The sequence below is a fragment of the Thaumasiovibrio subtropicus genome, assembly GCF_019703835.1.
Taxonomy (GTDB): Bacteria; Pseudomonadota; Gammaproteobacteria; order Enterobacterales; family Vibrionaceae; genus Thaumasiovibrio; species Thaumasiovibrio subtropicus.
On the sequence record NZ_AP023054.1, the window covers coordinates 1,273,280 to 1,285,542 of the forward strand.

The following is a 12,263-nucleotide window of genomic DNA, read 5'->3' on the forward strand; positions in this document are numbered from 1 at the left end:
CCAGCTCGAAAGCTGGCCTAGATTGAATGTATTGCATCGCACTATATTGAGAACTGTTTGACCTGCGTTTCCAACATGTCTGCAAGCTCACCGATATGAGCGGTCGAGGCTTGGTTATCAACTGCAAGCGCTGACGCGCGCGACGAGTTCTGTGCAATGAGGTTAATTCGCTCAGAGATATCCTCACCAACTTGGGTTTGCTCTTGCGCTGCACTCGCAATTTGGTGGTTCATCTCTGTGATGGTGCCAAGTGCGCTTGCAATAACTTGCAGCGCGTCGGACGCTTGCATTGACATTGTCACCGATTCTTCACTCGACGTCTTACTTTGAGTCATGGCTGAAATTGCGCGTTCAGAGCCTTGCTCCAGTTTCTCAATCATCACTTGAATTTCTTCGGTACTGTCTTGGGTGCGTTTAGCCAGATTACGTACTTCATCTGCAACAACCGCAAAGCCACGGCCTTGTTCACCAGCACGTGCTGCTTCAATCGCGGCGTTGAGTGCAAGTAGGTTTGTCTGTTCAGCGATTCCGCGTATTACGTCTAATACGGTTACGATTTCAGTGACATTATGACCCAGTTCAGCAATGACATTGGCGGCTTCGTCAATTTGTCCGGCGAGCATCTCTATGGCTTCGCTTGATTTACCCACCACAGCGCGCGCGTTTTGGCCTTCTTTGTCCGCATCTTGCGTTGCTTGCGCTGCATTGTTAGCACTTTCTGCAACGGTTTTAGCTGAGAGTGACATTTCCGTCATCGAAGTAGCCACCATGTCCGTCTCTGCGTGTTGTTCATCCGATATTTGGCTAACGCTTACAGCGCGCTGCTGTGCTTGCTGCGTCTCTTCTTCAAGTTGATCGGTCGCGGTTGCAACATTGGAGATGATGTCGCGCAGCGATGACTGCATCTTCACAACCGAGCCGTAGATGCTTTTACCGTCAACCTTGTTATCGGTCTCGCTAGTAAGGTCGCCATCAGCAACCGAATGGACAAGTGATAGTACCTCGTCCGGATCTTTACCAAGGATGGTCAGTAAGCGGTTCGAAGCTTGGAACAGCAAAGTGCCGATAATCGCCGCGAGTAATAGGCTAAATGACACCTGCCAACGCGCTGAACCCCAGAAGCGCTCGTTAACTTCCGTGTTGCGAATGCCGGTACCCACTACCCATCCCCAACGATCGGAAACAACCGCAACAGATTTTAAGTAGTGTATCGCGCCATCGTCTCCCCGAGATGTCCAGTCATAGGAGACAATTTTTCCTGCTGCTTGGCCGCGAACGGCGTTTTGCAAAATACTCCCGACACTTTTACCATCGCCATCTTTGAAGTCATGGAAGCTGGTGCCGTGTAGCTGAGGATCGTGCGGCGTAGCAAGAAACATCATTTCGCTATCGGCAACATAAACATACTCATTATCTTTATATTTATTCTCTCGTAAGATACGGATTGCTAACTGTTTACCTTGCTCTTCTTCCAGTTCACCAGCAGCCACTGCTTTTTCAATTTGCACGACAGTATTAAAGGTACTTTTTAGCAGTTGATAGATACGTGCTTCGTTATCCGAGTTACTGGCGTGGCGCATGGTGAGTAGGCCAACGATGGAGACAGCGACAAGCGCTGCAAGCGTGAGACCGATGATCAGCCACACTTTGGTTTTTAGTTTCATAACGACAACTCCCTTTTAGTACTACGGATATATTTTTAGTTGTGAAATAAGTGTATCGGTTACGCAATCCGAACGAAAATTATCGATGCGAAAAAGGTCGATTTTGTCACATTTATGGCAGTGGGGTTACAGTTCTCAAGACTAGCAGGTATGAAAGGCTTGACGAATGGAAAAGTGTTTTTTTGAGAAGAATTGAATGAGTAAATGTTATGTTTGCTAAGTATGCATCAAGGTGAATGAAATGTCAGGCAGTTGTTGCCTGATATTTAAACAGTCATTAAACGGAATATAGCGTTAGATAGGTAAGCCGCTGTGAAACTTGAAGTCTGGATCAGCGGAAAGAATGAGTGATGCCTCTTTCTCGCCAATCGCATCAATGCGATCTTGAACACTTTCGCCAGCAATCAGTTCTGCCAGTTGGAGATAGTCTTGATAATGGCGGGCTTCTGAGCGCAGCAGTGAGATGTAGAATTTGGCGAGTTCTTCATCTAAATGAGGGGCTAATGCCGCAAAACGTTCGCAGGAACGTGCTTCGATGTAACCGCCAATAATTAACTTATCAATGAGGGTTGCTGGCTCATAGGTTCTCACTTGGGTAATGAGCTCTTTAGCATACCGTCCGGCACGTATTGATTGATAGGGAATACCGCGTGCTTCCATGATCTCAAGGACTTGCGTGAAGTGGTGGAGTTCTTCTTTGATCAGCAAGATCATTTTGTCCAAGATGATCTGCGCATGGGGTTGATCGCTTTTAACAACCAATGATTTTGATACTCCATCTAATGCCAGCAAGGTTTCTAGGGAGCCAGTCTTACGGTAGATAAAGTCTTCATAGGGCTTGAGCCAATCAAGCAAAGATTGTTGCGTTACTGGATCGGCGACATATTTGCGGATGAGCAACATGGCGGTTTGTGCCGCTTTTAGCTCACAGTTAACGTGATCGACCAGTAACAAAGGTAAATTCTGAGCTTTGGCAGCTTCTTCTATCCAAGCGTCTGGCGTCGGGCATTTGAGAAATTGATAAATAGGTGCCAGCAGGCTGTCGTATTGCGATGGAATAGGCATAGTGACGGGTGACTTTACTTTTCTAATAAATCGTTGTGAGCGTCATTATATACCCAAGTGACCTCTAGATGCTTGCTCAGCGAGAATTTCTAGTTTGTCAGCGATAATTAGTCGGCCACTGTGTTGAGCGAGTCGTCACTTGGCGAGATTAGCCACTAGGGCAGTGAAGTGATAGCGATATCGCCTGATTGGGCCACAAACATGGCGATAATAAAAAAGCCGCACTTGGCGGCTTTGTCATTTTCGGCAGTGTTTTTACCACTTTTTCTTCGGTTGGAAGAGCACATCCAGTTCGTCTTGCTCTTTGTCGAGCATGTCTTGACGCGCCTTATCTTGTACTTGAGTTTGCCCTTCTTCAATATCAGCGAGCATCTCTTTTAATTTTTCTAGTGCACCGGTTGAGTAGTCATCGGTTTTGGCGCCAAGGACATCAATGCCTTTTTTAAGCAGCTGCTTGGCGGTACCCAATTGATTTTTGACCTTTGCGTCGTTAGCACGCTTGATGACGTTTTCAATATTGATTTTGAGCTGCATACTTTCTAAACGGGCATTTTCTGCGACGTAGATTTGGGTAGAAAGTCGTCCTTTCGTGTGCTCACTTTTTACGACATTTCGCAGGCGCTTCACGAGTTGCAACATGGCGATGGCTTGTTTGTCGCTAGAAGGCACTCGGAAGTTGGCGATATCATTGTTGTTGTAGTTTTCACTCAAATGCTTGATTTGTGCCTCTACATTCGCGACACGTTGGCCTAATTGTTTATCGGCGGGGTTAATTTCTTGCATTGCGACAAGGGCATCGTAAATGCGTTGATTTAAGCAGATAAGCAGTTCGCGGCTATAAGGGAAGTGGTGGGCATTACCAATGAGCTCTTCAGTGGCATCAATTACAGCGATAAATTTTGCCATCTCTTGACGCTTTTCACTCTCCATTTTCTGGCGATATTGCAACATGATGTTATAGCCAACAACAAGTGCTAACAGGATGACGATAAGGCCAATGATTAGAGGAATATTCATAAAGTCGTCTGTTTTTCCAGCAGAATGAGTTCTATCTCGATAAGATACACTATCTCAACATATCGGGATAGCACAGATATGCATTTTGCAAAGCATATCATCGTCTAAGCGTAGATGGATTATCACGTTGGTCAATACTCAACGGCCAACATCACTCTTTTTTGATTGAATTCGTTTCAATCGGGGGATTTTTATTAAAAATTTTGGTTATATCGACCATGGTAGCTGGCTTAGTGACTGATTATTAGTTATAACTTAATCTATTGCAGGGTTGTTAACATATGACTTAAAGGACTAAGCGCAAGATGAAACTTCAGCAGCTCAAATATATCGTTGAGGTTGTAAACCATAACCTGAATGTCTCTTCAACCGCAGAGAGCTTGTATACTTCTCAGCCAGGAATTAGTAAGCAGGTTCGGTTATTGGAAGACGAACTTGGCATTCAAATTTTTGAGCGTAGTGGTAAGCATCTTACTACCGTGACCCCCGCAGGTCAGGAGATTGTGCGTATCTCCCGCGATATTCTTTCCCGTGTTGAAAGCATTAAGTCTGTTGCCGGTGAATACACCCATCCGGAAATGGGTAAACTTAATATATCCACAACCCATACCCAAGCTCGCTACGCCTTGCCGAGTGTGATCAAAGGCTTTACCCAGCGCTATCCTAAAGTGTCACTGCATATGCATCAGGGTACACCAACCCAAATTGCGGATTCTGTTTCGAAAGGCACCGCCGATTTCGCCATCGCGACTGAAGCACTCCATCTCTATGAAGATATGATCATGCTGCCTTGTTACCACTGGAATCGTTCTATTGTGGTGACCAAAGATCACCCTCTTGCCAATAAGCGCAACGTGACCATTGATGATTTGGCTCAGTATTCGTTAGTGACTTATGTGTTCGGCTTTACTGGGCGCTCTGAACTCGATACTGCGTTTAACAAAGCGGGGCACACACCGCGTATCGTCTTTACCGCAACGGATGCGGATGTGATCAAAACCTATGTCCGTCTTGGTATCGGTGTGGGCGTATTGGCAAGTATGGCGATCGACCCTATCCAGGATGAAGACCTAGTGGCGATTGACGCTAGCCACATCATTGGTGCGAGTACGACCATGATTGGCTTTAAGAAAGGGACTTTCTTGCGTACCTATATGTACGACTTTATGGAACGTTTCGCTCCACACTTAACCCGTAATGTGGTTGATCAAGCGGTTGCGCTGAAGAATAGTACGGATATCGAAGCCATGTTCGAAGATATGGACTTACCTGTACGTTAAATCGCAAACTGTTTGTATCATTAATAACACAGCGCACTGCGTTGTGTTTCACCATGATTACAGAATGAAGTACGTAGAGGTCGATGAGGCGATGGTCGATACGAAAACATTGCGCCAGCAATTCGAGCAGTTCCTTGAGTGGAAAGAGTGCCGCTACGTCATTGCGTATGGCGGGTATGAAATAGAGTCCGCATTCCAGCCTATATTTGATTGCCAGTTAAACGTGCTTGGTTTTGAAGCGCTGATTCGACCGCGTTTTCAAGGTGAGCCTGTCTCTCCGATTGACGCACTCAGTTTGTTTAGAGGCAGTGGTAAGATGGCGTTTATTGATCGCCTTTTCCGCGCTATGCACTTACGTAATTATGCCCGCTTGCCTGAAAGGGGGCAGTATTTGTTCATTAACTATGAGTTCGACTCAATCGTCGAAATGAAAGATAAAGAGCAATACATTCAACTACAGGCTCAGCGTTTAAGAGAATTAGGGATTGCAAATACGCACTTAGTATTAGAGATTCTTGAGCACAAAGCGCAATCTGAATCACGATTGGCCATCATGACCCAATGGCGACGTGCGATGGAAGGCGTGAACTTAGCCTTGGATGATGTACAGGATAATGAATTAACCTGGTTGAGGATTCATGCTATTCGGCCAGATATCATTAAGCTCGATCGAGAAGAGTTATTCAACCCAAACTATCAAGCATTTGTCGAAGAGTTAAAGTCGACACAGGCGACATTAGTCCAAGAAGGCATTGAGACCGAAGAGCAATTGGCATTGGCGAAAGCCGCAGGCATCGATTGGTTCCAAGGCTTCTTTCTGGGCCACCCCAAGCTGATCAGCATTTATATCGATGAAGGTGTTACCAAGCGCGAGAATTACGGTAATTAACCTAATCCCCTCTATTGTGTTTCGCTAACACTGTCGCGAAGCGACCTGTCTTTAGGTAATTTGTGCCTTTTTGTATCGTGAGCGTACATTTAGCCAGCGATTTGCTAATAATTAGCGCCTTTTCTGCGGCGGTCAATACGTTACAATGTGCCTGCAGTTCTTGGAGGTTTCATGTTCTCAACAAAAACACATTTTGAGGCGCTGGATAAGGCGTTGGTTTCATCACGCCAATATTGGCAGTTTTTACCTTTCGAGCGAACAGGGTATTTTTGGGAGCAAACGTCACCCTTGGTACAGTGGCTTGAGCAGTTGAGTGATCAAGATGTGGTGCAGTTGAAAAGCGACTTGCCTGCGCTCGCTGAGGCGTTATCGCCTTTCATTCCTGAGGCAGACATCTTGTGTCGCCTAGCGGATGATTTGCAATGGCCTTTGACGCAAGAAAAAGTGCAACAGGATGCTAAGCGCGGATTAGATGCTGGTATTCCCGGTCGGAAGTGGCACCAAATCAACGCTTTTTCGAGAGGCTTTGAGAATCTTAATTTACCTTTTCTGGAGTGGTGTGCGGGTAAAGCACATTTGGGGCGTCTCTTAGCGGATTTACACCAACAGTCAGTGACGAGTCTCGAGTGGCAAGCCAGTTTGTGTGAACAGGGTGAGCAGCAAGCGCAAAAGCATGCACTGCCCGTGACTATGGTGTGTGGTGATGCTTTCAGTGATGAGGCTGGAGAATATGTCAAAGCGCATCAGCATGCGGTCGCCTTACATGCATGTGGGGAACTCCATATGCGTTTATTGCGTGTGGCAGCCGAAAATAATACTGAGCAAGTGACCATCTCACCCTGTTGCTATCACCTCATTCCTAGCAAGACTTATCAACCGTTATCGCAAGTCGCGCAGGTATCTGAGATAACGCTGTCTAAACATGACTTGCGTTTACCCTTGCAGGAAACCGTCACTGCGCCCGCGAGAATCGAGCGATTACGAGCGACAGAGATGAGTTTTCGTCTTGGGTTCGATTTATTGCAGCGAGACTTGAGAAATCGCAATGCATATATGCCCATTCCTAATGTAAAAAAGCAGATATTCAACCAAGGGTTTGCGTACTTTTGCCAATGGGCTGCGGATAAAAAGCAAATCGCCTTGCAAGATGACATCAATTACGATGATTGGCTATCCAAGGGGCAATGCCGATTCAAGAAAGTCGAACGCATGGAATTGGTTCGACAACTGTTTCGTCGTCCACTTGAGCTGTGGTTGATCTTAGATAGAGTGCTGTTTATGGAGCAGCAAGGGTATCGTGTTTCACTGCAACGCTTCTGTGAGAAGTCAGTTACACCTCGTAATTTCTATCTTCATGCTGTTAAACAGTAATTGCTGATCGCGTCGTCAGTCGACGCCACTCAGCCACAAATCAGGAATCCGTATGGAAATAAGCGTGCTTGTTTTTAGCGCACTTGCGCTCGCTGTTGGCTGCTTTGTCCAAAGTAGTATTGGTTTTGGTATGGCCATTGTAGCCGCGCCGATTGTTTTCTTTTTCGAACCACGTTTCGTGCCTGGCACCTTAACGTTTATGGGACTCATCCTCGCGGGTACAAATACTTACCAGCTTAGAAAGCACATCTCATATCGTGGCTTAGGGGCCGCATTTGTGGGCCGTGTACCGGGGACTTTGGTTGCAGGTTGGCTGCTCATGGTCATGACAAGCCAGCAGTTAGCGATTGTGCTCGGCGGAGGTGTATTACTGGCGGTGGTGGTGAGTTTGTCGAAAGTGAAAATTCAGCCAACTAATCAGTCACTGTTTTGGGCTGGGTTTGCATCCGGTGTTATGGGCACTGCGACCAGTATTGGTGGCCCACCCATGGCGATTGTGTTGCAACATGCAGAAGGTGGCAAGCTGCGCGCTAACTTGTCCGCGTATTTTTTGTTTAGCTGTATCCTGTCGCTGTTTATGCTCAGTTACACTGGGCATTTTAGCTGGTGGCATGTGAAATATGCGCTGATCATGTTGCCACCAAGCTTGATCGCGATTTGGTTTTCAACAAAGGTACAGCATTTGATAAAAGCGGAGTGGATGCGAATGGCTATTTTAATCTTGTGTTCAATCTCCGGATTAACGGCGTTACATCAAGGGATCACGGGATAAAAAACGGCGCTTAACACGGAGCGCCGTGACTGTTTATTGATGTGGACTGATTACCACTTCAGCTTCACTTCCATACCGACAAATTGGCTATCGTAGCGCGCGCCTGCATCGAGCGCGAAGCGGGTCGCATCTCGGTTACCGAACCAAGGCGTGTAGTTCATATTCACTTCGACATCGTCTTGCCACCAATCGGTGATCCAGTAATGGATGTGGCCAACGGGGTTGAGAAGGAAGAGGTTAAAGCTACCAAAAGATTTCGAGCCCCAAACTTCCCCGCCGTTGGCGAGAATGTCTTGCTCTTTTTGGTACATGAGTTCGCCCACAGCAGCACCAAAAATTGGGGTGACGATAATATCTTGGATAGAAGGCACTTCCGCGAAGGCTTCGACACCGTATTCCCAGAAGAAAGTCGACATTGTGAAGGAGTACATGAATGACTTCCACTCATCATACCCAGCATGACGCGCAGCGGTATAGTAGACACCACCAAAATAGGGGTGCATGACATAGTTTAAAAAGTGGTCATCTTTATCCCACACCGGACCTGAACTGACATTATCCCACCACTTGCTCGCAAGACGGCTCATGTCGCGATCGTCTTCATCCCAATTCGTCACGCTTTCAGGCAGCAGGGTCATAAAACCAACTGTCGCCACACTAAGTCCAAGGATGGTGTAAGTTTGTTCTTTGAGGTAGTCCCAATCTTCATCGGGACTAGCTTGAAGGTGTAAGGGTAAACGAGGCTCTGCCTCAGTCAGCACGTCAAGTTCTTGTCCATAAGATAGCGTGGAAGTGTAGCGGTAACCCGGCAAATCACTATTGGTATCGCAATAGTCGAAATGCACCCCCTGACAAGCAGAAGGGTTAAAAGCAAGTGCTTGTGTGGACAAGCAAAGACCAGTTAAGACGGATAACACGACAGATTTCAATCTGGACTCCCTCTGGGCGCTAATACAGTTGATTAAAAAAAGGTCGTGCATTATCGCTCACCCGTATAGAAAAGCCTAGCCTAACTGATAAAAAACTTATGCCATCGCATTTTTCATAACAAAATTTGACATTTATCCAGCAAAGAGATTGATGTTTCGAAAAATCGGCGATGATTCACAATAAACTGCTTTTGACTTGTTGCGACGATGTAACAGTGAGAGCAAGCAGTTATTGATGAGCGATCGAAGGATAGGGCTGCTCGTTGAATTGGCGAAGGTAAACCGAACAGCCACAAAAAGTATGGCGCTAGCCGACAGCGGGTAATAGCCCGACCATCTGGGCGACTTGCGCAGTCACAATCAATACACCGCAGGCTGCTGCCATAATCAATCCAATGGAGTTAGATGCGATTTCTGGTTGCATTTTACGGGCACGGTGGGCCATGCCAACCGGTAAAAAGATGGCGAGGACAACGAGTGCGAGTGCAGCGTAACCCAAGGCTGTGATAAAGCCCTGCGGGTAAAAGAGTGCAAACCCTAATGGTGGTAAGAAAGTAATGAGCGCGGTGAGAAGGCGGCTGCCTTGACCTATCATGTCACGAATAAAATCAAACAAACCTAGTGCTACACCGAGAAAGGAAGTCAATAGGGCGAGCTCTGCGAAGCTTCGCAATGCAGGCATCAGCCAGCCGGAATGGCTATGGGTAGCGAGTAAATTGAGAAAACTATCAAGTTCACCACTATGACTAATTTGTTCACTAGAAAGTGTGCCTTGTGTCGTCCATTGCCAGATCAGGTAAATCAGCAAGGGTAGCGCGGATCCAATGACCATGACTTTTTTCAACTTCATCGGAGGAAGATCGAGGTAACGGACGACAGACGGAATGCTACCGTGAAAGCCAAATGAGGTGAAGACAACAGGCAACGCGGAAAGCAGCAACAAGTTATCACTGGGTGATTGCAGCAAATTGCTGGTTTCTACTTGTGGCGCAAGCAACTTGAATGTCACAACCAGCAAGACGAGTTTTATCGCAAACAAGATGCGGTTGGTGATATCGGCTTGCTTGACGCCAGTCGCCACAATGGCGGCAACAAAAAGCGTTAAGATGACGCTGCCCTGTTGGGCAGTGACTGCGATATCTGAGTGGTGGTTTACACGGGCAGCGAGTTGGCCGCCACCGCCTGCAATGTAAGCAGCACATAGCGCGTAAAACAAAAACAGCATCGCGAAGGTGGCGATACGTTTGCCATTGTTGCCCAAAAACTGTTGAGCCAAGGTATGCAGGGTCGCGGTGTTATCGGCATGCTGATGAACTTCCAGCATTAATATGGCGGTATAAGCCATTAGCGCCCAAATCGCGATCATCATAATAGTAGAAGACGTAAACCCGAGTCCGGCAGAAGCGATAGGTAGCGCTAACATACCAGCCCCGATTGTTGTTCCTGCGATGATCAGCGTACTGCCTATGAGTTTCTGTCTTTGGTTCATTTGTACACCTAACTTTACTAACTTAGTGATTTGTATTGCTGCTATTTGTCTATGCAGGCTGAAGTGTTGCAGGGTAAGTTATCTTTGGCTTAAATGATTGTCAACTTGAAGTTACAAGTGATGTAATTTTAAATTTACACTCATCGCGATGGAGCACCTCAAAATAGTCAGTGAAACAACTTTTTTTGGGCATTGTGTGGAGTGAGGACTTTAACCTCTCCCCAGCGCAGGGATAGTTAGTGAGCTTGTTTGTAGTGAATCATAGGCATAAGGCTTTGAATCGACGCGTTTTGTTGCTTGGGGATCTTATTGATGTGATGTATCTTGAGAACATTGAGGCGCGTTTGTTTGCTAGGGTTAAATGACTCAGGTTTGTTTTCGGTGGGCGAGTGCAGCAGTTCGGACAGTAAAGGAGTCGATGTGAACATAACAATGTTAAGTACCGGAGAAGAAGTGCTGCATGGCGATATTGTCGACAGCAACGCCGCATGGTTTTCTCAACGCTGTTTTGATGCTGGCGTGGGTGTTTGTCGTCGCGTCACTGTCGGGGATGAGCTTCAGGCACTCAGTGAAGAAATGCTGTCATTGAGTCGCAAAAGTGACGTGGTGATCGTCAATGGTGGATTAGGGCCAACAGAAGATGATTTGAGTGCGGCCGCCGCCGCAATGGCTGCCAATGTTGGGCTGGTGTTGTCTGAAGCGTGGCTTGAAGAGATGCGGGAAAAATATCGCCGTTTGCAGCGCGAAATGCCAGAGACGAACCTAAAGCAAGCCATGTTGCCTGACGGTGCGCGTGTTATCGATAACCCCGTTGGCACGGCGTGTGGATTTCATCTTAAGCTCAATCAAGCGGACTTTTACTTTACCCCCGGCGTACCGAGCGAGTTTTTCCGCATGGTGGATGACCTTATTCTGCCAGAAGTTCTGGCCCATCCTGCAGCAGCAAATCGTGTTGTACGCGGCTGCCACCGTTTTTACACTTTTGGGCTATCGGAGTCGGGCATTAGTGAAAGGTTACGCGATGTGAATTTGCCTGATCAGGTCGATATTGGCTATCGCTCTTATTTACCCTTTATTGAAGTTAAGATTTTTGCAGATCTTGAAAGTCCCCAGTTTCCCGCTCTGCGAGATGAGGTTGCATCTCGTCTAGGTGACAACGTATTGAGCGTTAACCAACCCCTGATTGCCGCTATCGGTGAACGACTTGATCACTATGGGCTGTCGGTTTCTGTTGCCGAACAGTTCACTGCTGGGCAAGTGACGGCACAGCTACATGATAATGAAGTGACGTCACAATATGTCATCCAAAGCTGGTTCTTGAAACCTAAACTTGACGAGAGTTTAGCCGATGCCGATCCGTTGGCGGCTGCCCTCGCGATGGCGACGGCAAGCCGCGAGAAGACAGGAGCAGATATCGGCTTATCGACAGGCGCAAACGTTGACGGTTACGTTGCTGTTGCGTTGGCAACGGTGCAAGGTGAGTTTGGCATTTTAGTTCGCCAACGTCGCAAGCGAAACTTGAGTGACCAACGTTTGGTGGTAGCGACGCTTGTGCTCGATATCTTGAGACGTTACCTGAATGATTTGCCACTGTGTGGAGAATATGAGTCTTTGTCCGTCGAGGGCGAAGTGCTGCTTCCGAGAGAGGGGAGTCAAACATCCGATGCGGATTCAACGCAAGACTGATGTTGGCATTTGGCATAGGCAAAGTACAAAACAGGCAGCCGAGTGGCTGCCTGTTTCTCTTTCTAAGATGCGCATTCCAAGGGCGATGAGCCACTCGTTTT

Annotated in this window: 10 protein-coding genes; 5 read left to right on the plus strand and 5 right to left on the minus strand. The window is 47.1% G+C overall.

All coding sequences use genetic code 11. The features are described 5' to 3' along the window. Nucleotides 1–41 precede the first annotated feature (41 nt). The 3 genes from TSUB_RS05960 to TSUB_RS05970 all read right to left on the minus strand — a co-directional run bounded on the left by TSUB_RS05960 (nt 42) and on the right by TSUB_RS05970 (nt 3,746). A complete protein-coding gene (locus TSUB_RS05960; RefSeq protein WP_087020030.1) occupies nt 42–1,664 on the minus strand; it encodes a methyl-accepting chemotaxis protein in 1,623 nt (540 codons plus the stop codon). Nucleotides 1,665–1,958: 294 nt separating this feature from the next. After that, nucleotides 1,959–2,729 (minus strand): tRNA isopentenyl-2-thiomethyl-A-37 hydroxylase MiaE, encoded by a 771-nt coding sequence (miaE, locus tag TSUB_RS05965; RefSeq protein WP_087020027.1) that lies wholly within the window; start codon nt 2,727–2,729, stop codon nt 1,959–1,961. Nucleotides 2,730–2,984: 255 nt separating this feature from the next. Then, complete coding sequence (locus TSUB_RS05970) at nt 2,985–3,746, minus strand: DNA repair protein (RefSeq protein WP_087020024.1); 762 nt, start codon at nt 3,744–3,746, stop codon at nt 2,985–2,987. Nucleotides 3,747–4,051: 305 nt separating this feature from the next. Between TSUB_RS05970 and cysB the strand changes: the two genes are divergently transcribed. The 4 genes from cysB to TSUB_RS05990 all read left to right on the plus strand — a co-directional run bounded on the left by cysB (nt 4,052) and on the right by TSUB_RS05990 (nt 8,058). Further along, a complete protein-coding gene (gene cysB, locus TSUB_RS05975) occupies nt 4,052–5,026 on the plus strand; it encodes an HTH-type transcriptional regulator CysB (RefSeq protein ID WP_087020021.1) in 975 nt (324 codons plus the stop codon). Between the two features lie 64 nt (nt 5,027–5,090). Continuing rightward, nucleotides 5,091–5,915: an EAL domain-containing protein gene (locus tag TSUB_RS05980; protein WP_087020018.1), complete on the plus strand. Its 825-nt coding sequence runs from the start codon at nt 5,091–5,093 to the stop codon at nt 5,913–5,915. A gap of 171 nt (nt 5,916–6,086) precedes the next feature. Continuing rightward, a complete protein-coding gene (locus TSUB_RS05985) occupies nt 6,087–7,286 on the plus strand; it encodes a methyltransferase (protein WP_087020015.1) in 1,200 nt (399 codons plus the stop codon). Between the two features lie 52 nt (nt 7,287–7,338). Further along, nucleotides 7,339–8,058 (plus strand): sulfite exporter TauE/SafE family protein, encoded by a 720-nt coding sequence (locus TSUB_RS05990; protein WP_087020012.1) that lies wholly within the window; start codon nt 7,339–7,341, stop codon nt 8,056–8,058. Between the two features lie 50 nt (nt 8,059–8,108). Here TSUB_RS05990 and TSUB_RS05995 read toward each other — a convergent pair whose 3' ends face one another. Further along, nucleotides 8,109–9,038 (minus strand): DUF3943 domain-containing protein, encoded by a 930-nt coding sequence (locus TSUB_RS05995; protein ID WP_087020009.1) that lies wholly within the window; start codon nt 9,036–9,038, stop codon nt 8,109–8,111. Between the two features lie 256 nt (nt 9,039–9,294). Further along, a complete protein-coding gene (locus TSUB_RS06000) occupies nt 9,295–10,476 on the minus strand; it encodes an aromatic amino acid transport family protein (protein WP_087020006.1) in 1,182 nt (393 codons plus the stop codon). 420 nt (nt 10,477–10,896) lie between these two features. Between TSUB_RS06000 and TSUB_RS06005 the strand changes: the two genes are divergently transcribed. After that, nucleotides 10,897–12,162, plus strand: a complete 1,266-nt coding sequence (locus tag TSUB_RS06005; protein ID WP_246616409.1) for a molybdopterin-binding protein — start codon at nt 10,897–10,899, stop codon at nt 12,160–12,162. The last annotated feature ends 101 nt before the right edge of the window (nt 12,163–12,263 follow it).